Genomic DNA, 26,244 nt, shown 5'->3' with positions numbered 1-26,244 from the left:
AGGGGTAGTATGAATGATGAAAAACCTATTGTTCAAATAAGAGATAATGGGTCGATCTTAGTAAAAGGTGATGTGACATTATTGGATGCTGAAGGCAATGAATATGAAACAAAACCAGCATTTTCACTTTGTCGTTGTGGGGCTTCTCAAAATAAACCATTTTGTGACGGGTCACATAAACAGATTGATTTCCAAGATATTTCACGGGCCTAATTACATATTAAATCCCCTTTGTGTTTAATTTACACAAAGGGGATTTTATTATTGTTGTTTGAAATGAAGAAAAGCGTCATGAGAAAATGTCACACCTTGACTCCAAGCTGCGCCTCCACCTAAAGCAATGGCGACACCAATTGCTTCTAAAACTTCTTGTTCTTCTGCTTGATGTTCAGCAGCCCCTTTTGCATGATACACCATGCAATAATGGTCTTTCGTATAAACAGCAATGCTTAATGCTATAAGCTGTTTTGTCTTCTCGTCTAAAGATCCCTCTTTAAAAGCAGAATCAGTAAAACGAAAATACTGTTCAGTCAACTCAGGTAAATTTTTCTCCACTTCGCTTGTTTTTTCTTTTACATAAAGCAGTACATCATCGAAATTTTCATGATTCTTATGATTCATAGTTATCACACCTTTCTTTATTAATGTGATTTATCTGCGTGAGGTTATTCATTTTATTTCCGGACTTTCTTTATTTTTGATCCGATTATGACGAATCTCGATTAAATAACTTGTCAAAATTATAAACATTTTGACCTGAATTGTTTGATTTATATAGTATTTGCGCTTACCCAGGAAATAATTCTTTAGATTTATATTTACAGAGTTGTTATAAGATTGGTACAATTTATTACATATTACAAAGTCGAGAATTGTCGAGGGGGAATACATATGAAATCCATTAAATTTAAGCTAACAGCCATTATGTTAGCACTATTGATCATTCCGTTAGTGATTATAGGCTTTATTTCTTATAGTCAAACATCATTCTTGGAAAATACCATTATTCCAAAAGATGTGATTGAATCGGAAACGAGTGAGGCAACAGAGGTGTTTAATGAATACGAGCAATTATTAACGTCGATCACTGAAGAAGGTGAAATCAACTATAATAACACAGATATTCCAAGTGCTAGTACAAACTATGATAATATGCCTACAACCAATGATGAAGACTTAACTGATTATTATCAGTCATTTTTTGAGGAACAGAGTGATGGACACGATTATATTTTGAACTTATATATGGGCACACCAGATGGCAGTCTATATTTAGATAACATACCCGATGCGGATTTATCGGACTATAATGCGACTGAACGTGAATGGTACCAATTAGCAACTGAGCAACAAGGAGAAGTTGTTTGGACAGAGCCATATATAGATGCCGCGACCAATCAATCGATCATTACATTAGCGAAAACGGTAACCAATGATCAAGGTGAAGTTATTTCGGTGGCAGCAATTGATTTCGAAATGTCTAAATTAGCGACATTAGTACGTAATGACAATGCACAGACAATCTTTATTATAGGATTAATTGCTGTGATAGTGGGTGGAGTTGCTGTTTATTTATTTGTTCGTTATATGAATAGGCAAATGAATCAATTAGAAACAGGCCTAAAAAATGTGGCAAACGGAGACTTAACTCAAGCAATTGAAGTAACTTCAGAAGATGAATTTGGTCGTTTGGCAGAAGAATATAACCAAATGATTGATCAAATGCACGTTTTAATTAAAAAAGTTGTTGAATCTTCAGAGCAAGTTGCTGCTTCTTCTCAGCAACTTAATGCAAATGCAGATGAAACTTCTAAGGCAGCCGAACAAATTGCGCATTCCATTCAACAAGTATCTGAAGGACACGAGCATCAATCTCGCCAAGTGCATGAATCAACTGAATACGTTTCAGAAATCTCTAATGATATTCAGGAAATTTCTTCACGTGCTGAACGTGTTAATGAATCATCTGAAGAGACATCTAAGCAAGCGGCGGATGGAGAACAAGTTGTCCAACAAGCTGTCCAGCAAATGGATGAAATTAGCGATAATACATCATCGACACGTGATATTATTCAGAATCTCAATGAACGTTCAAAAGAAGTTGAGAAGATTTTAACTATTATTAATGATATTTCAGAACAAACCAATTTACTGGCATTAAATGCAGCGATAGAAGCCGCTCGCGCAGGAGAACATGGTAAAGGATTTGCTGTCGTTGCTGATGAAGTAAGAAAATTAGCCGAGCAATCAACAGAATCAACAAGTCAAATTTCGTCAATCATTAATGAGATTCAAGAACAAACAAAAGAAGCAGTCGATTCAATGGAAAATGGTGTTGAAAACGTGGACCAAGGGAAAGAGCTTGTTCATAAAGCAGGTGAATCCTTTGAGGATATCGCTCAAGCTGTTAATTCAGTCTCAGATCGAATGAAAGAAGTATCTGACTCCATACAGCAAATTGATGAACGAAGTGGCAAGTTAGTTCAATCAATGGAAGCTGTTTCTGAACAAACAGAAAAATCGTCTGGATTAGCTGAAGAAGTTGCGAGTGCAGCTGAAGAACAATCAGCAAGTGTAGAAGAAGTGACATCAGCAACTGATGCACTCTCACATATGGCTGAAGAACTCCAAGAAGCTGCTAATCAATTTAAAGTGAAATAATCAAAAAAGCTGTCACATTTGTGGCAGCTTTTTTTGAAAGAAAATTGTTATGTTAATAAAGCAAATTAATTTCATTCTAATACAGATATTGATAGGATATGAAGTGACATTAACAGATGAAAGGAACATCCTTATGGCAAATCTAAATATACCATTATCCGTATTAAATTTAGCACCTGTTCGCGAAGGAGGCGACCAAAAACAAGCAATTGACGACCTTGTTGATTTAGCTCAAGCGACTGAAGAAATGGGTTATGAACGTTATTGGATCGCTGAACATCATAATACATCAACCTTAGTCAGTTCTGCTACATCCATGTTAATCAAACATACATTAGAGAATACAAACTCTATTCGAGTTGGTTCTGGTGGCGTGATGTTACCAAATCATTCTCCACTTATTGTAGCTGAACAATTTGGTACGATGGAAACGTTATATCCAAACCGTGTTGACCTAGGGCTAGGGAGAGCACCTGGAACTGATCAATTAACAGCCAGTGCGATTAGAAGATCTAATCATGATGCTGTTCATGATTTTCCTTCTGACATTAAAGATTTATTACAATACTTTGGACCGGAAGATAAACAAGGTTATGTTAAAGCATTCCCAGGTGTTGGTAAAGACGTTCCTTTATATATTTTAGGCTCTTCGACTGATTCAGCACGCTTGGCTGCTAATCTTGGTCTACCATATGCTTTTGCAGCTCATTTCGCTCCACATCAAATGGATGCTGCTATTGATTTATATCGTCGGAACTTCCAACCATCTGAGTATTTAAGCGAACCTTACATGATGATTTGTTTAAACGTCATTGCAGCTGAGACAGATGAGGAAGCTAAATTTGAAAAGACGACGTTAGATCAGTTCTTTTTAAATGTAGTCAGAGGAACAAGCAATCCGCTAAGCCCTCCAGATGAGGATGTCATCAATCAGTTCAGAGATGCAGAATGGCAAATGGTTCACAATATGTCTAAAACATCACTGATTGGAAGTCCTGAAACGATCAAGGAACAGTTAACCCAGTTCCAATCAAGATATGACATTGATGAATTGATGGCGGTAACGTACATTTATGACCGGGATAAACAAAAGCGTTCATACCAAATATTAAAAGATGTTATAGATGGTAAAGTTTAATCAACTAACTGCTTTAAGCTGAATAGCATTGATATCACGTGCATCAGCAATTAGAAGTTGTCGTTCAGCATCAACAAAAGTGACAAGGTTTGTGTCATGGTTCATGTGCACGAAAAGCCGAACGGAAATCGAATCACCGTTAACAGTGACCGTTGTTAGGGGTGTACCTGGATTCAATTTTTGTAGTAAATAGATCTGCGACGTTTGATTGGATTCAATCATTTTGTTCATATGCTCGATGACTTGATTATAGTAAGTCTTGATGGTGTCGTTTACTTGCTCTTGTTCATCTAGAAATATTCGTTGCAAGTCTTCAATCTCTTTAATATGTTCATCCATCTCGATTTGTAGTTGAGAGGATTTGTTTAATTGTAGATCTACGCCATTAATTTTGTTAATAGCTTCATTTTGCATTGCCATCAGTGTTTCAAGTTGATTATTGATCTGATTTTCTTCTTTTATAATCTGTTTAGTTAAGCTGCTTAAATCATCTAATTTGTCGTCATGATGCATTATTTGATGGGTAAGACGGTTAAAATAATTGTTGGATTTGAGATCGATATGTTTTGTAGTATTGATTAACTGCATCATGTATTGTTGCAGTTGATCTTGTTTAACGTCGGATTGAATAGCGTGTTCATTAAGTGCGAAAAGTTGCTGAAATACTGATTGCATAAGCAATAGCAACCGATTTATTTTAAGTTGATTTGTTGGTTTGTGTTCTTTTTGAGACTGTGTTTCTACAAAAGAATTCTGTTGCGATGGTTTAAAATTTTGATTTAAATAAAGCTTCGCGACCATACAATACGACCCCTAATAATTTTTGTTATATTATCATATGTAACAAGGCCCAATTTGTTCAAAAAAGAAGGGAGCCAATGCCATTGGCTCCCTTCCAGAAATAGATATATTAAGTGTCAATTTCAATCATATCGATTCGGTTACAGTCAGCAACTAATAAATCGTCATCTTCTTGAACGAAATAAGCTAGATTCGAATCAGAATCAAGCGACGCGAAATATTGTGCTGGTTCAGATTCACCGTTCACAAAGACTTCATTAATAGGTGTACCTGGGTTAAGCGTTTCGAGTAATTGACATACAGCAGATTGGCTATTTTGACTCATAGTAAACACCTCCGTTAAATAGATTTTCCTGATCAGGATACTATATCTTATGGTGGTTCAAGCTAAACTACTTGTTCTAATAACCAATTCAATAAAAAATGAGTAGTATATAAGAGGTTTAATAGTCTATAGAAGAAATAGATGAAAGGTGATCATAAATGGAACAATATCGGATTGACCCTAGTAAAGGACTAGAATTTGGTTTATATACATTAGGCGATCATTTGCCAGATCCTCATTCTGGTGAAAGAATTTCTGCTCAAACCCGTTTAAATGAAATCATTGAACTATCACAGCTTGCTGAACAAGCAGGATTGGACTTTTTTAGCGTTGGAGAAAGTCATCAGGAATATTTCACAACACAAGCACATTCTGTCGTACTTAGTGCAATCGCTCAAGCAACAGAGAAAATTAAGATAGCCAGTTCATCAACGATTATTAGTACACTGGATCCCGTACGAGCATTTGAAGACTTTGCTACAGTTGATTTAATCTCTAATGGACGTACAGAAATCGTGGCAGGTCGTGCATCACGCATTGGTAATTTTGAGTTACTCGGTTATCCGTTACGCGATTATGAAGAGTTGTATGAAGAAAAATTTGAACTACTGAATTTAATTAATCAACAAGAAGAAGTCACTTGGCAAGGGAAGCACCGAGCACCGCTTAATCAGGCGCGTGTGATTCCGCGACCTAAACACGGCTCATTACCGATTTGGCGAGCAGTTGGGGGTTCACCATCAAGTGCTGTGAAGGCAGGTTTTGCTGGTGTACCCATGTTTATGGCTCATTTAGGAGGGCCAGCATCAGTATTCAAACGCACGGTTGATGCTTACCGCGATGCAGCAAAACAGGCAGGACATAATCCAGATGAGTTACCCGTTGCAACAGCTGGCTTTTTCTACGCAGCTGAGTCGTCTCAACAAGCACTACAAGACTTATATCCGCATATTAATGAAGGAATGAAAAAAACAAACGGTCAAGGCTTTCCGAAGCAAAACTTTGCTCAAGGCGCTGATCCGCAAAACGTTATGAATATCGGCAGTCCGCAACAAATCATTGAAAAGATTTTATATCAACATGAACTGTATGGCCATCAGCGATATATTGCTCAAATGGATTTTGGCGGGATGCCGTTCGATAAATTAAAACGGAATATTGATTTAATCGGTTCAGAGATTTTACCAGCAATTAGGAAATATACAAAACAGTAGAGGAGGGGGAAGAGTATGAAAGTTGTTGCTTTGTCAGGGTCTATTGTTGGTTCGAAAACACGAACAGCAATGGATTATACAATGGCATCTATAGAAAAGCAATACTCTGAGATCGAAACCACCTTAATTGATTTAAAAGATTATGACATCCAATTTAGTGATGGTCGACATTATTTAGATTATCCTAGTGACACAAAATATGTCACACAAACCATTATGGAAGCTGATGCGATCATCATCGGAACGCCAATTTTTCAGGCATCGATTCCAGCAACATTAAAAAATATTTTTGATTTATTACCAGTCGATGCATTTCGCGATAAAGTTGTTGGCATGTTAGCAACAGCTGGATCAGCAAAGCATTACTTAATATTGGAACAACAACTTAAATCAATATTAGGTTATATGAAAGCACAAATTGTGCAATCATATGTATTTATTGAAGAAATAGATTTTGATCAGAAACAAATTGTTAATGATGACGTATTAGCACGAATTGATCGCTTAGTTGAAGATACAATTATACTGAGTGAGACGTATCAACAAATTAAACAATCAAAAGAGGATCAATACGATTTTTAACGCGAAATCCTGATGTTAAATCAACAATTTAGCATCAGGATTTATTATATTTAGCGATGTAGGTACTAAATGGGTCTAATTAAATTCATCTTTAGGTTTACATAACATTGATTATACCAAGTTAGTGATGTAGTTTAACAGGCGCTTTTTACCGTGAATTAAGTATTTTGCGCCTGTTTTTAATGCTTATACAATCATTATACGAAACTTATATAATGGTTATACAATCATTATATTTGTTGTTGATCTTCTCTAATTTGCTTATGAGTAATCGTTTGTTTAGGCCCAAGCAAGATTGCAATTAATCCAATCACACCAGAGATCATAAACGTTGTGCTATAACTCCATATACTAATCCACGTCCCTGCTAAAGTTGAACCGAAAACTTGGCCTAATGCTAGCAATAAAAACGGAATCCCTATACCTAATGATGCGTTAGTAATAAATACTTTAATTCCCCACACTAATAAGACTCCAGATATGAAAATATACCCTGCACCGAAAATTCCAGCTGATGCAAATGCCATCACACCATTTGTTGGAAATAATGCCAATATAATCGATGCACTTGCTAAAACAATCCCTCCTACCTTATATGCTGTTGGTAAACCAATTGTTTCAATCAGTGACCCTGAAAAACCTCCTAGAATTCCAAATATTCCAATCATCACCCAAAAAAGTGATAATTGCCAATCAGGATAATGACCCGCTATTTCTATAAATGTACGAGAGAAAGTCCAAAATGCCGCTGTCGAAACACCTAGAATAAGTGATGCAATAATGAGTGGAATAGCGCCCTTCACGCCTTTGATTGAAAGCTCACCTATTTGGAAAAATGACGTTCGTTCTGTTTTTGGAATGGCGCGGTAGTTCCAAATCAAAACTATAAACGTTAATATGGCATAGATTAGATAAGTTATACGCCAGTTTGGTGATAATACGATCGCTCCTAAACCTGATAATATAATCCCTAGACTAGTACCTGAATTAATCCATGTGTTTGCTTTACCTTGCTCGGCATGATTAATCCATAATGAAATAGCAGCTCCATATGGTGGTGAAATTAATCCCGTACTACTGCCGGCAAGTAATACGCCAATTCCTAAAACCCAAGCATTCGGAGTCACAGTAATAATCATAAGTCCTATTACGGCTGCGGCACCTGCTAATAGAATCATCTTTCTCGGGCCATCTCGTGTCGTTAGTACAGTTGAATAAATAATAGTAAAACAATAAGCTAAATAAAATAATGACGAGATCAATCCTGATGTAAACTCAGACATGTTTAAGGTGCTGTTAATGTCTGGTAGTAATAATCCGAAGCTAAAACGAGCCAAACCATATGTGACAGCAATCATCGTAACCCCTGGTAAAACGAGTTGTGAGAAGCGCAACATGACTTCCTCCTTATTACATATTTAGATAGAACGTCCTTTCTACTATTAGCTATAGAAATTATGACGCTTGTCGCACAAGGATGCGAGCCATGGCAATAGAATGTTCGGTAGCTTGTTCAGCACCAATTAAAGTCGTCATTGATGTTGTTCCTTCTAATAATAGTGTCAGTTGATGGGCTAGATCATGATCGTGGTCCTTCCCTTTTGCTTGGGCAAGTTTCTTAAAATACTGTAATAGTTTTGCTTTATGTCCCCTAGCGATCGCTTCGATTTCATTATCTTCGCCAGAATAATCTTCTATTGCTCTAAGGAACATATCGCCTTGATAAGACTCTTTTTTCAACCATTTTCCATGCGCTTCTACCGCGAGAATAAATGGTGAATCAGCATCTGACTCAACATATGAATCAAGATAAGTCCAATACCTACTCTCACGTTGTCTTAATACTTCTTCAACGAGATTATCCTTAGAATTGAAATGGTTATACAACGTCATCGTTGCCACATTTGCTTCTTGAATAATTTGCTTTAAGCCAACACCACGAAACCCATATTGATAAAATAAATCTTCAGCTACCCGAAGTAATTGTTCACGTTTAACAGAATAGCTCATTTAAATACCACCTTCACTGTATATTAGATAGAACGGTCATTCTATTCTATACTCTAGCAACCTATCTCAAATAGTGTCAATTCCAAAGCCTTATGCAGAAAAGTAAAATGTAACCGCTTTTATTCATAACCTTCTCACAATTCATAATCTAAGTTATAATAAGTGTCAGATTAATAACTTAACAGAAACGGAGTGAACAGTTGTTATGACAAAAGCAGTATGGCATCCAAGTGAAAGCTATTTAACGAATACCCGTCTTTATCAGATGATGAATCGTCTTGGTTTCGAAGATTATGATCGATTTCATCAATACTCTGTTCAAGATATTGCGACTTTTTGGCACGAAGCAGAACAAGAACTTGGTATTAATTGGTTTGAACCATATGATCAGGCATTAGATTTAACAAATGGTGTGATGTATCCTGAATGGTATGTAAATGGAAAAATGAACGTGGCCTATAATGCAGTTGAAAAATGGGCGCATGATCCACATTATAAAAATCAACATGCTTTGATTTGGGAGAGTGATGCTGGAGAGACACGTATATTCACTTTTGAAGAGTTAGATGAAGAAGTGAATCGTGTGGCTAATGGTTTACTTGATCAGGGTGCACTAAAAGGTGATATTTTTACGATTTATATGCCGATGATCCCTGAAACAACGATTGCCATGCTCGCCATTTCCAAAATCGGTGCGATCTTCTCACCTGCTTTTTCTGGCTATAAAGCAGAAGCTGTTGCAACACGAATTAATGCTGCGGAAGCCAAGTATTTAATAACAGTAGATGGCTTTCATCGCGGCGGTAAAACCGTTAATTTAAAAGATGATGCTTCTGAAGCAGTCCAAGCGACCTCTTCTATTGATAAAGTCTTTGTTGTTGAACATGCACAAAATGATGTGAGTTGGAATAATGATGTTGATGTTCGTTGGCAAGATGTTCGTTCTTCCAATAATTCATTTAAATCAGTCCATACGAACGGCAATGACCCTTATATGATTATTTATACATCTGGTACCACTGGCAAACCGAAAGGCGCGCTACATACGCATAATGGTTTTCCGATCAAATCAGCGTTTGATGCGGGTATTACCATGGATGTCTCAGCTGGTGATACGCTTTTCTGGTTTACTGATATGGGTTGGATGATGGGTCCATTCTTAGTTTACGGCGGTTTATTAAACGGTGCTACGATCTTAATGTTCGAAGGCACTCCTACCTACCCTGAGCCCGATCGGATTTGGGATATTGTCGAACGTCATGACGTTACCCATCTTGGTATTGCACCAACACTAATTCGAACGCTTATGACATTAGATGAATCCAATGTGACGAAACATGACCTATCTTCTCTTAAAGTAATAGGATCAACAGGTGAACCATGGAATGAAGAACCATGGATGTGGTTATTCGATAAAGTATGCGAACGTCGAATTCCTATTTTTAATTACTCGGGAGGTACAGAAATTTCTGGTGGTATATTTGGAAATGTGCTCGTCAAACCGATAGCACCAGTTGGTTTTAATGCTGCCTTACCAGGTATGGATATTGACGTTTATGATCAAGATGGTGAGCGTGTTGAAAACGAAGTCGGTGAGCTTGTCATTAAACAGCCTTGGGTTGGAATGACAAATGGTTTTTATAAAGAAAATGAGCGCTATGAAAACACATACTGGAATCGTTTTAAAGATACCTGGGTTCACGGAGACTGGGTGATTCATGATGACGAAGGCTTTTATACCATCACTGGTCGTTCAGATGACACATTAAATGTCGCCGGAAAACGTTTAGGTCCTGCAGAATTAGAATCAATTTTTGTTGAACATGATAATGTCGTGGAAGCTGGTGTGATTGGTATTCCAGATGAGGTCAAAGGTGAGAAACCAATTGCTTTTGTTGTACCAAAAGGCGAAGATTATAATGAAGAAAAGTTAAAAGAAGAATTAATTAATCACGCAATTGATCGTTTAGGAAAAGCGATTGCACCAAGAACATGTCATATAGTCGCTGACCTACCAAAAACTCGAAATGCAAAAGTGATGCGCCGTGCGATTAAGGCTGCATACTTAAATAAAGACGCAGGTGACTTATCTGCGTTAGAAAATCCTTATGTCGTCGATCAAATTCGCGAAATAGGTAAACAGACAACTTAATTAGCAAACAAAACCGCTCAGACTATAATCTGAGCGGTTTTAATGATTGGTGTGATCATTTAGTTTTCACTGATGCCGTAAGCAAATATTAATAAAATAACAAAATACAAAACGAAGCCATTAAGGATAGAACCTATTATAATATACCATATCCTCTTAGAAGCGATTGCGAGAATGATGCCAATGATCGATAGTCCTGTAAATACACCAATTCCTAGCTCAATGTTCGCATTTGGTCCTCTGATAAGTAAAAAAAAGACAATACTTATTATGACCATGGTGATCGATAAAACTCCAAATACGTGTTTTCTCACTAAGCTCCTCCCTTCTTTTATCAAGTTCCGTCGAAACTAAATCAATAAGTTCACATAATATAGTTATGGTTAACTTTTTCCGATTGTTTTACCAACGATCCTTCCTGTGAATAAACATCCTCCTAAAAATGTTCCTTCTAACGCTCGATAACCATGTATACCTCCACCACCGAAACCTGATGCTTCACCAGCTGCATACAGTCCTGTGATTGGTTTTCCTTGTTGGTTTAACACCTGTCCGGACAAATTGGTTTGTAGGCCTCCAAGTGTTTTTCGACTTAAAATATTCAAACGCACTGCTATTAACGGGCCATGTTTTGCATCAAAAAGCTTATGTGGTTTCGCTGTACGAATGAGTTTATCCCCTTTGTAAAAACGTGATCCACGTAAGGCTGTAATTTGTAAGTCTTTCGTAAATTGATTATCCATTTCACGATCTCGTGCTTCTATTTGTGATAAGATATGCTGTTCATCTAGCAAATTTTCGCCGCTTAGTTGATTCATTTCAGTCACTAACTCCGATAGATTATCAGCGACAACAAAGTCCTCACCTTGTTCTTTAAAAGCTTCCACTGGTCCTGGAGCTCCTGGTAAAGCACGCTTTAACACTTTCTTAATGCTTTTACCAGTTAAATCAGGATTTTGCTCAGAACCAGATAATGCAAACTCCTTTTCTATTAAACTCTGTGTCAAAATAAACCACGAGTAATCATATCCCGTTTTCATAATGCTCTCTAATGTTCCTAGAGTATCAAAGCCTGGAAAATTAGGAGAAGGTAAACGATTACCTTCAGCATCAAGCCATAAAGATGATGGTCCGGGTAATATTCGTATGCCGTGATTGGACCATACGGGATCATAATTTTTGATTCCTTCTGTGTAATGCCACATACGATCTTTATTAACGACGTTTGCTCCACTTTCTTCTGCTTTTTGGATCATCTGACCATCGACATGGTCTGGTACACCTGAGATCATTTGCTTTGGTGGTGGCCCAAGACGTTCAGGCCAATTTTCTCTTATTAGTTTAAAATTAGCTCCGATCCCTCCTGTTGCAATCACGACATGGTCAGTCTTATAGTGAAATGCATCCTTTATTTCTCGACTACTTTTTTCTCCGCGCTCGCTTTCATCATCAACTAAGACGGAACCTTCTACACCTACAACAGCATTATTTTCTTTAAGTAGTGAATTAACTTGATGACGTGGTAGATACGTCACTAAGCCGCCGTCAATGTATTTTGATACAAGCTTTTTAAAAGGATCTAGTATCCCTGCACCTGTCCCCCATACAATATGAAATCGAGGAACCGAATTGCCGTGACCATCTGCCAAGTATCCTCCACGTTCAGCCCAGCCAATGACAGGGAAGAAACTAATGCCTAAATTTTTGAGCCATTGTCGTTTCTCATTTGCTGCAAAGTCCAAATAAGCTTCAGCCCACTGTTTTCCCCAATAATCATGTTCTCCTTGATCAAATGCCGCTGATCCCAACCAATCTTGTCTAGCTAATTCATATGAATCTCGAATCCCCACTCTACGTTGCTCAGGACTATCAATTAAAAATAAACCACCAAATGACCACCATGCTTGGCCTCCAAACGATGATTCTGGTTCTTGATCAAGTAATAAAACGTGTTTCCCATAAGCAGCAATTCCTGATGTTGCAACAAGCCCTGATAAACCAGCGCCGATTACTATGGCATCGTATTTCATTTAATCACACCCTTATAAGTTTGATCGTCTAATCAATAAAAAACAGCATAGCTAAACCTATATTAGGTCTATGCCATGCTGCACAAAATCATTATACCGGATAAACACCGTGTTTACGTTCTGTGAATTGTACGTTCTTCGACTGATAAACATCAAGTCGTTGCGTTAAAGCGCCTCGTAAATGGTTTGGTTCAACAATGTCATCAACAATCATTTCGGATGCTAAACGGTAAATGTCGATATTTTCTTTGTATTCTTCATGTTTTTCTTTAATAAATTCTTGTCTTTCTTCTTCTGGTAATTCGGCTATTTTATTCGCATATACTGCATTAACAGCTGCCTCTGGTCCCATGACAGCAATTTGTGCAGTTGGAAGTGCAATAGTGACGTCTGGATCAAACGCTGGCCCTGCCATGGCATATAAGCCAGCACCATATGCTTTTCGTACAACAACACAAATCTTAGGTACGGTTACTTCACTCATAGCCGAAATCATTTTAGCACCATGTCGAATAATACCAGCTCGCTCTACTTTGGTTCCAATCATGAACCCAGGAATATCAGCTAAGAAAACGAGCGGGATATTAAAGGCATCGCATAATTGAATAAATTTAGCGGCTTTATCAGCTGAATCATGGAATAATACGCCGCCTTTTTGACGTGGTTGATTAGCAATAATACCGACTGATTTACCGTCGATTCGAGCTAATCCTGTAATCAACTCTTTAGCGAATTCACGCTTGATTTCGCAGAAACTGTCGTTATCAATCAAACGATTGATTAACTCGTACATATCGAACGGAGCGTTCTGATTTTCTGGGATTAATTCACTAATCGTCTTGTCGAATTGTCCTGGTTCAACTGTCTCGTGTTCATTCGGCTGTGTTCTAAAGTTTTGCGGAAAATAAGTTAAATATTTTTGTACATAATCAATCGCTTCTTGCTCACTTTCAACTAACACGTCACCAACACCTGAAACAGAACAGTGCATTTTGGCTCCGCCCATTTCTTCCAGTGATACTTGTTCACCAATCACTTTCTCAGCCATTCGTGGTGAGCCTAAATACATCGAAGCATTGCCTTCAACCATGACAACGATATCACAAAAGGCTGGTATGTATGCTCCTCCGGCTGCTGATGGTCCGAATAACAAGCAAACTTGTGGGACACGTCCGGACATTTTCACCTGATTATGAAAAATTCTTCCTGCGCCTCGTCGATTCGGGAACATTTCAATCTGATCTGTAATTCTTGCACCAGCCGAATCCACCAAATATAACATAGGGACTTCTAATTTCATGGCTGTTTCTTGTATACGAATGATTTTCTCTACTGTGCGAGCTCCCCATGACCCCGCTTTAACCGTTGAGTCATTTGCCATCACTGCGACTGTTTCCCCGTTTAATTTGCCAAGTCCAGTAACGACCCCATCTGCTGGTAATGATTCATCAACACAGTTAGCAAAGAAAGCATCTTCAACATTTAAATCGTCATCCAAAAGCATGTTAAGTCTGTCACGGACGAACATTTTACCCTTTTCGGCGTTTTTCTCGTGGTATTTCTCTGCGCCACCTTTTTCGATTTGTTCGCGCATCGCTTGGTGTTGTTCTTCAAATGCCACCTAAATCACCCTTTCTGTCTATTTTCCTTTAAATTGTGGTTGTCTCTTGTCTTTAAACGCTTGTAAAGCTTCCAAACGATCTTCAGTTGGGATCGTCGTTAAATAATAATGACGTTCGATTTCAAGACCTGTTGCTATATCTCGCTCATAACCACGTTCAATCGCTTGTTTAGCGGCACGAACACCAACTGGTCCGTTGGCTGAAATTTGATTAGCTAACGTAATTGCCTGGTCTACTAATTCATTAGGACTCACACTTTCTTCAATTAAGCCGATTGATTGCGCTTCTTCACTCCCGAATCGTTTCGCCGTTAATATATAATACTTCGCTTTAGCAAGACCAATTAACTTAGCTAAACGTTGAGTGCCTCCAGCACCCGGTATAATGGCTAATGACGTCTCCGTAAGCCCCATTTTCGCTTTATCACTTGCTATACGAATATCACAAGCTAGTGATAACTCTAATCCACCCCCGAAAGCGGCACCATTAATGGCTGCGATCGTTGGTACTGATAATTGTTCGACACGACGTACTAGGCCACCAATGGAACGAACTGTTTTAACAACTTCATCTTCTGTCATCGTTTGACGCTCTTTTAAATCAGCCCCTGCACAAAATGCCTTCTCACCTTTTCCTATTATAATTAAGGTTCGTAAATCTTGTTGAGCCTCGATTTCATCTAGTGCATGATGAAAATCTTCAATAAGCTGTGTTGAAAAAGCATTTGCTGCATCTGGACGATTTAAATATAAAATTCCAACATGGTTCGTTTGCATTTCCCATGATACTGTACGCATTGCATCACATCCTTCTGACTAGTTCCATTTGTTTACTAGGCAATGATTTATCTAAATGCTTCTCGATTGCTAATCCTGCATCTGTTAACTTATCTAAATTCACACCTGTTTCGATCCCCATCTCAGTAAGCATATGAACTAAATCATCAGTTGCGACATTACCTGAAGCACCTTTCGCGTACGGGCAACCACCCAAGCCACCTAAAGAGCCATCAAATGTACGGAATCCGTGATCTAAAGCGACATACGTATTAGCAAGCGCCATCCCTCGTGTGTCATGAAAATGAAGAGCTAAGTGATCTTGGTCAAAACGCTCTTTCATTGATGATAAAACGTTATGAACTTGAATAGGATTAGCGACACCAATTGTGTCACCGATGGATAATTCATCAATGCCCATTGAAAACAGGTTGTCACATACTGACATTACTTGATTGACGTCAATTTGTCCTTCGTAAGGGCAACCAAAAACAGTGGAAATATAACCGCGAACTGATTTCCCTTCTTGTTTAGCACCATTAACGACTTCTTGTAGTACAGGATAGGTTTCATCAATCGATTTATTGATGTTCTTTTGATTATGCGTCTCGCTCGCTGACATGAAGATAGATACCTCATCAACATCAGCGTCAATCGCTCGTTCTAATCCTTTTAAATTAGGAACAAGTGCCGCATAAGTAACATCATCCTTTCGATCAATCCCTTTAGCAACCTCGACCGCATCTTTTAATTGCGGAATCCATTTAGGATGAACAAACGAGGTTAGCTCGATATAAGATAAACCGCTTTCAGACAAGCGATTAATTAGATCGATTTTTGCGTCTGTATCGATGAGTGTTTTTTCATTTTGTAGACCATCACGTGGTCCCACTTCTTTAATCGTCACATCTTTTGGTAGACTAACCATAATTGAAACTCCTTTTAGGGTGGATTATTCAATAATTGCGATAACGTCCCCTTCGTTAACGAAGTCTTCTTCTTTTACTTTCAATTCTTTAACAGTCCCTGTGACTTCGGCTGCAATCGGGATCTCCATTTTCATAGATTCTAAGATGACGACATCCTGACTAGAATCGACCGAATCTCCTTCTGAAATCATCACTTTCCAAACGTTACCTGCCATACTTGCTTTTACTTCTGTCATAAGTGTTACCTCCTATTGTTTGACCATAAATTCATTAATAAATGATGTTCGTGTTTCAGCTCGTTGAAAAGCCGGAGCTTTTGCTACATCAATTAAGAATGGGATGTTTGTTTTAATACCCTCTACTTTGTGTTGAGATAAAGCTTGTTCAAGCTTTTCAATCGCTTGATCTCTTGTTTCGCCATATACGATTAATTTCGCTAGCATTGGATCGTAATAAGGTGTGACTTGATATTGTCCATGAACACCAACATCGTTACGAATTCCTTCTCCTTCAGGTGGTTCAAATGCCGTTAATTGTCCCGGAGATGGGAAAAATGTTTTCGGATCCTCTGCATAAATACGGGCCTCAATTGCATGCCCTTTCAACTTAACATCCGATTGTTGGATATCTAGTGATTCACCATAAGCAATCTTCAACTGTTGTTCTACTAAATCAATACCTGTCACGAGTTCCGTGATGGGATGTTCAACTTGTAATCTCGTATTCATTTCGAGAAAATAAAAGTTTTCATTTTCATCAACTAAAAATTCAATCGTTCCTGCATTCACATAATTAATCGCTTCTGCAGCCCTAACAGCTGCTTGTCCCATTTTGTCTCGAGTCCTATTGCTAATTAATGGCGAAGGTGCTTCTTCAATTACTTTTTGGTGTCGACGTTGAATGGAACACTCACGATCATTTAAATGAATCGTGTAGCCTTGTTGGTCGGCTAGGACTTGAATTTCAACATGGTGAGCATCTTCAATGACTTTTTCGATAAACATGGTGCCATTACCGAAAAATTGTTCAGCTCTTCGCGCATTACTCTCAAAGGCTTTGGCCAGTTCTTGTTCATCATAAACAATCTGCATACCAATGCCTCCCCCACCATGAGCAGCCTTAACCATCACAGGATAACCGATTTCTGCCGCGAATGATTGGGCATCATCGACTGATTCAATCGGATCATTCGTTCCTGGAATGATGGGAACATCTGCATTTTCCATTGTTCGTCTTGCTGTTAATTTACTTCCCATGCGATTGATCGACTCAGAGGATGGCCCAATAAACGTAATACCAGCATCTTCAATTTGTTTAGCAAAATCGGTATTTTCACTCAACAAGCCATATCCAGGGTGAATGGCTTCGACTTTTGTTTGTTTAGCTATATCAATGATTTTCTCGATATTCAAATAACTCTCATTTACTTTCGGTCCACCAAGCAAATAAGCTTCATCTGCTTCAGTAACAAAAGGGGCATCAGCATCTGCTTCTGAGTAAACAGCGACTGTTTTCACATTTAATTGCTGACAAGTCTTAATAATACGTAAAGCAATTTCTCCGCGATTAGCGATTAAGATTTTGTTAAACATGATATCGCTCCCTTTATTCAAATTGTATTCCTAATTGTTCTTGAGCTACTTCTTTTAGTCGAATTTTTTGGATTTTACCACTTGGTGTGGTTGGGAATTCGTCAGTAAATAAAACGTAATCGGGTTTGTCATAATCGTCTCTGTGTTCACAATAAGCCCTTATTGATTGTTCTGTAATCAAATCATCATTTGGGATCACCCAAGCAATAACCAGTTCCCCTTGCTTAGCATCAGGTATGAAGACAACCTTCGCATCCTCAACTTGTTCATGGGATGCGATAAATTGTTCTAATTGATATGATTCAGGAATTTGTTCATGTTGCATCTTATCACCTTCACTTTAATCATTTGCTATTAAATCTTCAGCCTGTTGACGAAGTTTGAATTTCTGAACCTTGCCACTTGCTGTCATTGGGTACTCATCGGTGAATTGAATATATCTCGGTACTTTATGATAAGCAATATGACCTCGACAATAGTCTTTTAATCCATCTTCTGTTAAAGTTGAATCTTCTTTAAGAATGGTCCAAGCCATTAATTCTTCCCCATATTTCGCATCAGGAACTCCCACTACTTGAACATCTAAGACATCATCATGTTGGATTAAAAATTCTTCAATTTCACGTGGATAGATATTTTCTCCGCCACGAATGACCATATCTTTAATACGACCCGTAATTTTTACATAGCCTTCGTCATCCATTTCTGCAATATCGCCCGTGTGTAACCAACCATCAGTATCGATTGCGTTCCGAGTTTCTTCTTCATTATTGTAATAACCTTGCATCACATGATAACCTCTAGTGCACAGTTCGCCGGGTTCATTGGTTTTTACTTCTCGGTTTGTACCAGGCTCTACTATCTTAACTTCGACATTAGGGTGTTGTTTTCCTACCGTACTGACTTTTCTTTCGATTGGATCATCAGTCGTTGTCTGAGTGATAGCAGGTGATGACTCTGTTTGTCCGTAAGTAATGGTGATTTCAGATGCTCCCATCTTTTCCATGACATCTTTCATCACATCGATTGGACAATTTGAACCTGCCATAATCCCAGTTCTTAAATAAGGAAATTCATAGTCATTGAAACTAGGATGATTAAGCTCAGCAATAAACATGGTCGGCACACCATGAAGGGCTGTACATTGTTCTTCAGACACAGCAGCTAACACTTTCTCAGGATCAAACTGTTCAACTACCACCATTGTCGCTGCTTTCGATACGGCAGCTAGTGTACCTAAGACACAACCAAAACAATGGAAAAACGGAACAGGGATACATAAACGATCATTTTCTGTGAAGCTCATGCATTCAGCAATTTGTTTTCCATTATTGACAATATTGTAATGAGAAAGCATGACCCCTTTAGGAAACCCTGTGGTACCTGAGGTGTATTGCATATTAATTACATCGTGTTCATTAAGTGATGATAATCTTTGAGTCAGTTCCTCATTTGATATATCATCGCTTGCATGAACCACGTCATGCCATGTGTAGCAGCCTGCATAAGACTTGTCACTGAGCACGATAATATTTTTTAAGTGTGGAAATTTTTCAGATTGTATGTTTCCTTTTTCTTGATTAGCTAAATCTGGAATCAACTCTTGCACAATATCAATATAAGATGTACCTTTAAAAGTTTCCGCAAGAATGAGTGTAGAAGACTCAGATTGTTTTAATAGATATTCTAATTCTTGCGCTTGATAGCTTGTGTTAACGGTAACTAGTACTGCACCCATTTTTCCGGTTGCGAATTGTGACGTTAGCCATTCTGGTTTGTTATCAGCCCAAATCGCAACGTGATCGCCTTTATCAATTCCAAAAGCCATGAAGCCTTTTGCAACGCGATTAACTTCTTCGTTAAATTGCTTATACGTCCATCGAATTCCCTTTTCAGGATAGACAGCTGCTTCGTAGTCTGGGAAGTTGTTTGCCTGCTGTTCAATTAATTCACCAATCGTTAGATTTGTAAGTGGCATGAGGCATCCCCCTATATTTTTAAAATAGTTAGCAACCTATTTGACGTGCAATAACAAGACGTTGTATCTCGGATGTTCCTTCACCAATTTCGAGTAATTTAGCATCACGCAAGTAACGCTCCACTTCATACTCACGCATATAACCATATCCACCATGAATTTGAATAGCCTGATTAGCAGCTCTAAAAGCGGTTTCAGTTGCTGTTAATTTAGCCATAGCAGCTTCTTTAGAAAATGGCTTACCTTGGTCTTTCAACCAAGCAGCTTTTAACACAATATTACGCGCAAGTTCGATTTCTGTTGCCATATCAGCTAATTTAAATTGAATGGCCTGAAAAGAAGAAATAGGCTGACCGAATTGTTGGCGTTCTTGCGCATAGGCTAATGCGCGGTCTAATGATGCTTGAGCAATTCCAAGACCTAAAGCTCCAATCGAGATTCGTCCACCGTCTAAAGTCTGTAAAAACTGTTTGAATCCTTTTTCAGGGTCACCTAGTAAATTCCCACGTGGTACCCTCACATCTTCTAAAACAATTTCAGCCGTATTAGAACCACGAACACCCATTTTGTCGTAATTGTCCGTAATCGTAAGACCTTCAGTGTCTGTTGGGACCACAATTGCTGAGATAATATTTTTACCGCGCTCATCTTTACCTGTGACAGCGGTTACAATTATTTGTTTAGCATAGGAAGCATTCGTGATATAGCATTTCTCGCCGTTTATAATAAAATCATCACCATCAACTGTGGCAGTTGTTTTAGTGCCAGCTGCATCCGAACCTGCGTTGGGCTCAGTCAAACCAAAAGATCCTAATGCCTCGCCTTTTGCTAATGGTACTAGGAATTTCTGTTTTTGTTCTTCAGTTCCAAATTGATATATTGGTGATGAACCAAGCGAAACAGAAGCGGCATAGCTTAATCCTGTACTACCACAAACGCGCCCGATTTCTTCAACTGAAAGTGCATATGTAATCGTATCACCTCCAGATCCTCCGTACTCATCAGGATACGGAATGCCGAGCAGGCCTAATTCACCCATTTCTTTGAATAAATCTTCTGGAAATTCTGCGTTGACATCGATATCAATTGCTCGAGGTTGGATTTTGGCTTCTGCAAAATCACGAACCATTTTGCGGGTCATTTCTTGCTCTTCGGTTAATGTGAAGTCCATTTAAATTTCCCCTTTTGTCAGACCGACTAGTTGGTCTGTTATTAGTATAAATAAAAAGCTTATTTGTTTAAGCCTTTATAAACTACTTGTTTGCAGATATTCTTTTAATATTTGATCCGTTAATACCCCTCGAAATAATATGTCTATATAAATTTCTGCGATGTCATCTATATTTAATTCTCCATCTCGTTGATACCACATATAGGTCCAGTTAACCATACCTAGAATGGACATGCTTGTAATCGTAGTTGGTAAATTGTCACGAAACTCGCCTCGTCTCTGTCCTTCTGATATAACTTCGATAACGATTCGCTTGAATTGATCGCGTTTTTGTTTAATGAGCTCTTCATATTCAGGTTTTAAATATTTGTTTTCTTGGTAGAAAACGACAATATGTTCTTGATATAAATCAAAAACACGTACAAACGAATATAAAATTCCTTGTAATTGTTGAACTGGTCGTTCATGTTGCAGTTTCGCTCGGTGTGCTTCGTTTAAGACATATGAGATGAATAAATCATGGATCACATAAAGCAATTCATCTTTTGATTGAAAATAGTGATAGAAGCCACCTTTAGATGTTTGGCAATCCTCCACTATGTCTTTCACTGATACACCGTGAAACCCTTTGTCTGAAAACAAGTTCAACGACGATTGAATAATTCTTTCTTTTAACTGTGTCATTATCTTCCTACCTTTTGTCAATATTTTAACACAATTTTGACAAGTATCAATGGGTAAATTTAAAGAGGTAGTCTAAGTAAATGACTACCTCTTGTTAAATTACTCTTCACCTTGTTGGTTAAACCATTTCGTATATTCAGGTTGGACATAGGTGTTAACAACTTCACCTTTTTGGTCAGTATCAATCATAAAGGAACCATTGTTTTGTCTCGTTTGTTCTTTGACTTCGATTGGTAATACGGTGTGAGCTTCATTGTTTTCTGTTTGGATGACAACTGAATGATCATCTTTGACAACATGGAAACCGACGATATGATGTGGTTTCTGTTTGAGTTCTTTAAGCATGACTAAACCACGCTTTGCTCGAGATCCTTGTTCGAATTGGTCAATCGCCATACGTTTACATGCGCCACGTTGCGTGACGACAAAAAGTTGCGGATTGGTTAATTCATTAAACACTTCACCATTCACAATCCATTCTTGTTCTTTTAAATTCATAGCTTTGACGCCTGCTGCCTTAACGCCAACTGCTTTTACATCTGCTTCATGATACCATAATCCATACCCAGTCTGTGAGGTCACGAAAACTTCTTGATGACCGTTCGTTAAATGAACATTTACTACTTCATCTTCACCTTTCATTTTCATACCAACAATTGGTCGATTATAGCGCTGGACTTTAAAATCAGACAATAAAGATTTCTTAATCATGCCTTCGCGGGAGATCGAAACAATGTAATGTTGATCATCAAATTCTCTAATTGGAATGGCCTTAATAACATGTTCTGATGAATCAATAGGTATTAAATTCGCGATATGCTGACCCATATCTTTCCACTTAATATCAGGCAATTCATGCACAGGCATATATAAATAATGACCTTTATTTGTAAACAGCAGTAATGTATCTGTTGTATTCACTTCAAACAAATGAGTTAGATAATCTTCATCTTTTTTCTGTAGGTCATCGATATTAGAAGCTCCAAATGAACGTAAACTAGTCCGTTTAATATAGCCTTCACTTGTTAAAGAAACAACAATATCTTCTGAAGGAACCATAACTTCTAAGTTGATTTGTAAGTCCTCTACTTCATCTTGAATTTGTGATTGTCGTTTTTCTTTATACGTTTTTTTCACGCGTTTCAAATCAGTTTTAATCACTTCTAGAAGTTTATTTTCATCAGATAAGATCGTTTGTAAGTATGAGATTCGTTCATTTAATTCTTTAGCTTCTTCTTCTAACTGTGTCACATCTGTGTTGGTTAAACGATAAAGTTGTAACATAACAATTGCTTCTGCTTGCTTCTCAGAGAATTGATACTGATTTTGTAATTGAATTTTTGCATCTTTCTTATCATTGGCTTGTCTAATCGTTGCAATGACATCATCCAATATCGAAACGGCATAAATTAAACCTTCGACAATATGAGCACGATCCTGTGCTTTTCTTAAATCGTGTTCAGACTGACGTTTTATAACTTCTCGTTGATGCGTTATATAAGCATCAAGAATGCCATGAAGTGTCATAACTGTCGGTGTTTTATCGGAAATAGCCACCATATTGAAGTTAAAGGATACTTGTAAGTCAGTATTCTTATATAAATAGTTTAAGACACTTTGACTGTCGATGTCCTTTTTCATTTCAATGACAATTCTAAGACCAGTACGATCACTTTCATCACGAACTTCAGAAATGCCTTCAACTTTACGTTCTAATCGAAGCTCGTCCATTTTTTTGACAAGTGTCGCTTTATTCACATCGAAAGGCAATTCATTAATGGCGATCTGTTCACGACCGCCTTTAAGTGTTTCGATTTCGGCTTTGCCACGGACGACTATTTTACCTTTACCAGTTTCATAAGCCTTACGAATACCATCTTCACCTTGAATGATTCCACCAGTTGGAAAATCAGGACCAGGTAACTTCTTCATTAATTGATCAATTGATGCCTCAGGGTGTTCAATCTTATAAATCACTGCATCAATAACTTCAGCGAGATTATGTGGTGGTATATCTGTTGCATAACCAGAAGAAATACCTGTTGAACCGTTAACGAGAAGATTAGGATATTTCGCAGGAAAAACAATGGGTTCATAATCTGTATCATCAAAATTTGGGATAAAATCGACTGTTTCTTTGTCGATATCCTGCATTAATTCTGAAGCAATTCCTGAAAGTCTTGCTTCAGTGTAACGCATAGCTGCAGGCGGATCCCCATCTACACTTCCGTTATTTCCGTGCATCTCGACTAATTCTTTTTTGACTTTCCAAGATTGACTCATTCTAACAAGTGCTTCGTAAACAGATGAGTCACCATGAGGGTGGTAGTTACCAATCACGGTTCCGACTGTTTTGGCCGATTTACGAAACGGCTTATCATGCGTGTTTTTCTCTTGGTGCATAGCATATAAAATACGGCGTTGTACTGGTTTTAAGCCGTCTCTTACATCCGGAAGAGCACGGTCTTGAATAATGTATTTACTATAACGACCAAAGCGGTCACCTATCACTTCTTCTAATGGTAAATCTAAATACTTTGCTTCTTCAGCCAAATTCTTCACTCCTAGTTAAGCAATCGATCGTTGTCTAAAATTGTATCGTCTTCTTCCATTCCAAATGCAACATTAGATTCAATCCACTTACGTCGAGGCTCTACTTTATCGCCCATAAGTGTCGTTACTCGTCGTTCCGCACGTGCAACATCATCAATTGTTACGCGAATTAATGTACGAGTTTCTGGATTCATCGTTGTTTCCCATAATTGTTCAGCATCCATTTCGCCTAAACCTTTATAACGTTGAACGGTGTAACCATTCTTATATTCTTTTAATAGTTTCTCCATCTCATCATCGTCCCAAGCATAGGATTCCTTATATTGCTTCCCTTTACCTTTTGAAACTTTGAATAGAGGTGGTAAAGCAATATAAATTTTACCTTGTTCGATGAGTGGTTTCATATAACGATAAAAGAATGTCAGTAATAACACTTGAATGTGTGCCCCATCGGTATCAGCGTCTGTCATGATAATGATTTTATCGTACTGAGCATCATCAATATTGAAATCTGGGCCTACACCTGCATTGATGGTATGAACAATGGTTGATATCTCTTCGTTTTTAAATATGTCGTCAATCTTAGCTTTCTCTGTGTTAACGACTTTTCCTCGAAGGGGTAATACCGCTTGAAAACGACGATCACGACCTTGTTTGGCAGACCCTCCTGCAGAATCACCCTCAACTAAAAATAATTCGTTTTTAGCTGCATTTTTTGACTGAGCAGGGGTTAATTTACCACTCAAGATCGAATCACGACGCTTACGCTTTTTGCCATTACGAGCCTCTTCACGCGCTTTGCGAGCAGCTTCACGTGCATCACGTGCTTTGATTGCTTTTTTGATCAGCATTTTAGACGTGTTCGGATTTTCTTCTAAGAAATAAGCCAATTTCTCAGCGATCACGCTATCAACAGCACTTCTCGCTTCCGGCGTCCCTAATTTACTTTTCGTTTGGCCTTCAAACTGGAGTAACTGTTCAGGGATTCGGACAGAAATAATAGCTGTTAAGCCTTCTCGAATATCATTACCATCTAAGTTCTTATCTTTTTCTCTTAATAGTTGCATTTTCCGAGCATACTCATTAAATGCACGAGTTAAAGCTGTTTTGGCTCCTGATTCGTGCGTTCCGCCATCTTTTGTTCGAACATTATTAACAAATGACAAGATGCTTTCTGAATAGCCGTCATTGAACTGCATCGCAAAGTCCACTTCAATTTCTTTCACTTCACCTTCAAGCGAAACAACTTCATGTAAAGCATCTTTTTCTTCGTTTAAATAATGCACAAATGATTGTAAGCCATCTGGATACACATAAGATTCTTCAGCGCCTTCACGTTCATCTTTTAAGACGAGTTTAATACCTTTTAATAAAAAGGCAGCCTCTCGTAGTCGCTCAGAGAGTGTTTCAAACTGATAATGTATTGTCGAAAACATTGATTCATCTGGTTTGAAGTGAATGGTGGTCCCTGACTTTCGTGTATTACCTACTTCAGTTAAGGGGTGTTTCACTTTACCTCCATCAGCAAAAACGATTTCGTGGCGCTTACCATCACGACAAATTGTTACTTTCATCCATTCAGATAAAGCGTTCACGACAGAGGCACCGACACCATGTAGACCGCCACTTGTTTTATAACCGCCTTGACCAAATTTTCCTCCAGCGTGAAGAATGGTGAAAATTATTTCTGGAGTTGGTCTGCCCATTTTATGCATGCCAGTTGGCATACCACGTCCATAGTCAGTCACCGAGATTGATTCGTCTTTATGTATGGTGACGGTGATTGTTTCACCATAACCCGCTAACGCTTCATCCACCGCATTATCTACTATTTCAAAAACGAGGTGGTGAAGCCCGCGGTGATCTGTACTACCAATGTACATACCTGGACGTTTTCGAACGGCGTCTAAACCTTCTAGAACTTGGATTGAATCATCGTTGTATTGTTCAAATGAATGCGTCACTTATAATTGTCCCCTTTCTAATTCGCTAAACAAGTGCTGTCTTTATTTATTCGGGAAAACAT

23 protein-coding genes are annotated in these 26,244 nt (G+C 38.2%); 6 read left to right on the top strand and 17 right to left on the bottom strand.

All coding sequences use genetic code 11. From position 1 onward, the window contains the following. Window positions 1-9 precede the first annotated feature (9 nt). Complete coding sequence (locus FHR85_RS01795) at window positions 10-213, top strand: CDGSH iron-sulfur domain-containing protein (RefSeq protein ID WP_167260411.1); 204 nt, start codon at window positions 10-12, stop codon at window positions 211-213. A gap of 48 nt (window positions 214-261) precedes the next feature. Here the strand turns inward: FHR85_RS01795 and FHR85_RS01790 are convergent, their stop codons facing one another. Next, entirely contained in the window at window positions 262-621 is a 360-nt protein-coding gene (locus FHR85_RS01790) for a carboxymuconolactone decarboxylase family protein (RefSeq protein WP_167260409.1), read from the bottom strand. A gap of 270 nt (window positions 622-891) precedes the next feature. On the opposite strand from FHR85_RS01790, the gene FHR85_RS01785 reads away from it, so the two are divergent. Further along, window positions 892-2,661, top strand: a complete 1,770-nt coding sequence (locus FHR85_RS01785; protein WP_167260407.1) for a methyl-accepting chemotaxis protein — start codon at window positions 892-894, stop codon at window positions 2,659-2,661. Window positions 2,662-2,794: 133 nt separating this feature from the next. Then, a complete protein-coding gene (locus FHR85_RS01780; RefSeq protein WP_167260405.1) occupies window positions 2,795-3,799 on the top strand; it encodes an LLM class flavin-dependent oxidoreductase in 1,005 nt (334 codons plus the stop codon). On the opposite strand, the gene FHR85_RS01775 is transcribed toward FHR85_RS01780, so the two are convergent. Further along, window positions 3,800-4,600: a coiled-coil domain-containing protein gene (locus FHR85_RS01775; RefSeq protein WP_167260403.1), complete on the bottom strand. Its 801-nt coding sequence runs from the start codon at window positions 4,598-4,600 to the stop codon at window positions 3,800-3,802. Between the two features lie 109 nt (window positions 4,601-4,709). Further along, complete coding sequence (locus tag FHR85_RS01770) at window positions 4,710-4,925, bottom strand: hypothetical protein (RefSeq protein WP_167260401.1); 216 nt, start codon at window positions 4,923-4,925, stop codon at window positions 4,710-4,712. Between the two features lie 158 nt (window positions 4,926-5,083). Here FHR85_RS01770 and FHR85_RS01765 point away from each other — a divergent pair, with 158 nt between their 5' ends. Continuing rightward, the gene (locus tag FHR85_RS01765; protein ID WP_167260399.1) at window positions 5,084-6,139 is read left to right on the top strand and encodes an LLM class flavin-dependent oxidoreductase; all 1,056 of its coding nucleotides are present in this window, start codon (window positions 5,084-5,086) and stop codon (window positions 6,137-6,139) included. Window positions 6,140-6,154: 15 nt separating this feature from the next. Beyond that, window positions 6,155-6,721, top strand: coding sequence for an NADPH-dependent FMN reductase (locus tag FHR85_RS01760; RefSeq protein ID WP_167260397.1), 567 nt, complete (start codon window positions 6,155-6,157; stop codon window positions 6,719-6,721). A 230-nt stretch (window positions 6,722-6,951) separates the two neighbouring features. On the opposite strand, the gene FHR85_RS01755 is transcribed toward FHR85_RS01760, so the two are convergent. Together FHR85_RS01755 and FHR85_RS01750 are read right to left on the bottom strand one after the other, a co-directional pair. Further along, entirely contained in the window at window positions 6,952-8,118 is a 1,167-nt protein-coding gene (locus FHR85_RS01755; RefSeq protein ID WP_243864121.1) for an MFS transporter, read from the bottom strand. Window positions 8,119-8,176: 58 nt separating this feature from the next. Further along, complete coding sequence (locus FHR85_RS01750; protein ID WP_167260395.1) at window positions 8,177-8,731, bottom strand: TetR/AcrR family transcriptional regulator; 555 nt, start codon at window positions 8,729-8,731, stop codon at window positions 8,177-8,179. A 205-nt stretch (window positions 8,732-8,936) separates the two neighbouring features. Between FHR85_RS01750 and FHR85_RS01745 the strand changes: the two genes are divergently transcribed. After that, window positions 8,937-10,883 (top strand): AMP-binding protein, encoded by a 1,947-nt coding sequence (locus FHR85_RS01745; RefSeq protein WP_167260393.1) that lies wholly within the window; start codon window positions 8,937-8,939, stop codon window positions 10,881-10,883. A gap of 383 nt (window positions 10,884-11,266) precedes the next feature. Here the strand turns inward: FHR85_RS01745 and FHR85_RS01740 are convergent, their stop codons facing one another. The 12 genes from FHR85_RS01740 to parE form a co-directional block, all read right to left on the bottom strand. Further along, a complete protein-coding gene (locus FHR85_RS01740; protein WP_167260391.1) occupies window positions 11,267-12,913 on the bottom strand; it encodes an FAD-binding dehydrogenase in 1,647 nt (548 codons plus the stop codon). Between the two features lie 91 nt (window positions 12,914-13,004). Further along, entirely contained in the window at window positions 13,005-14,507 is a 1,503-nt protein-coding gene (locus FHR85_RS01735) for an acyl-CoA carboxylase subunit beta (RefSeq protein ID WP_167260532.1), read from the bottom strand. A 45-nt stretch (window positions 14,508-14,552) separates the two neighbouring features. Further along, the gene (locus FHR85_RS01730) at window positions 14,553-15,332 is read right to left on the bottom strand and encodes an enoyl-CoA hydratase-related protein (RefSeq protein ID WP_167260389.1); all 780 of its coding nucleotides are present in this window, start codon (window positions 15,330-15,332) and stop codon (window positions 14,553-14,555) included. A gap of 4 nt (window positions 15,333-15,336) precedes the next feature. Continuing rightward, complete coding sequence (locus FHR85_RS01725; protein WP_167260387.1) at window positions 15,337-16,239, bottom strand: hydroxymethylglutaryl-CoA lyase; 903 nt, start codon at window positions 16,237-16,239, stop codon at window positions 15,337-15,339. 24 nt (window positions 16,240-16,263) lie between these two features. Continuing rightward, window positions 16,264-16,476 (bottom strand): acetyl-CoA carboxylase biotin carboxyl carrier protein subunit, encoded by a 213-nt coding sequence (locus FHR85_RS01720; RefSeq protein ID WP_167260385.1) that lies wholly within the window; start codon window positions 16,474-16,476, stop codon window positions 16,264-16,266. Between the two features lie 12 nt (window positions 16,477-16,488). Beyond that, on the bottom strand, window positions 16,489-17,832 hold the full coding sequence (locus FHR85_RS01715) for an acetyl-CoA carboxylase biotin carboxylase subunit (protein WP_167260383.1): 1,344 nt from the start codon (window positions 17,830-17,832) through the stop codon (window positions 16,489-16,491). Between the two features lie 13 nt (window positions 17,833-17,845). Next, complete coding sequence (locus tag FHR85_RS01710) at window positions 17,846-18,157, bottom strand: AMP-binding enzyme (protein WP_167260381.1); 312 nt, start codon at window positions 18,155-18,157, stop codon at window positions 17,846-17,848. Between the two features lie 15 nt (window positions 18,158-18,172). Further along, window positions 18,173-19,810 (bottom strand): AMP-binding protein, encoded by a 1,638-nt coding sequence (locus FHR85_RS01705; RefSeq protein ID WP_167260379.1) that lies wholly within the window; start codon window positions 19,808-19,810, stop codon window positions 18,173-18,175. A gap of 28 nt (window positions 19,811-19,838) precedes the next feature. After that, window positions 19,839-20,981: an acyl-CoA dehydrogenase gene (locus tag FHR85_RS01700; protein WP_167260377.1), complete on the bottom strand. Its 1,143-nt coding sequence runs from the start codon at window positions 20,979-20,981 to the stop codon at window positions 19,839-19,841. Between the two features lie 75 nt (window positions 20,982-21,056). After that, window positions 21,057-21,665: a TetR/AcrR family transcriptional regulator gene (locus FHR85_RS01695; protein ID WP_167260375.1), complete on the bottom strand. Its 609-nt coding sequence runs from the start codon at window positions 21,663-21,665 to the stop codon at window positions 21,057-21,059. Between the two features lie 99 nt (window positions 21,666-21,764). Further along, window positions 21,765-24,218 (bottom strand): DNA topoisomerase IV subunit A, encoded by a 2,454-nt coding sequence (gene parC, locus FHR85_RS01690; RefSeq protein WP_167260373.1) that lies wholly within the window; start codon window positions 24,216-24,218, stop codon window positions 21,765-21,767. Window positions 24,219-24,229: 11 nt separating this feature from the next. After that, window positions 24,230-26,182, bottom strand: a complete 1,953-nt coding sequence (gene parE, locus FHR85_RS01685; protein ID WP_167260371.1) for a DNA topoisomerase IV subunit B — start codon at window positions 26,180-26,182, stop codon at window positions 24,230-24,232. Window positions 26,183-26,244: the final 62 nt, after the last annotated feature.

Origin of the sequence: Alkalibacillus almallahensis (genome assembly GCF_011761495.1) — a bacterium.
Classification (GTDB): Bacteria; Bacillota; Bacilli; order Bacillales; family Alkalibacillaceae; genus Alkalibacillus; species Alkalibacillus almallahensis.
The sequence above is the reverse complement of the archived record's forward strand: the minus strand, read 5'-3'. Positions and strand labels throughout refer to the sequence as shown.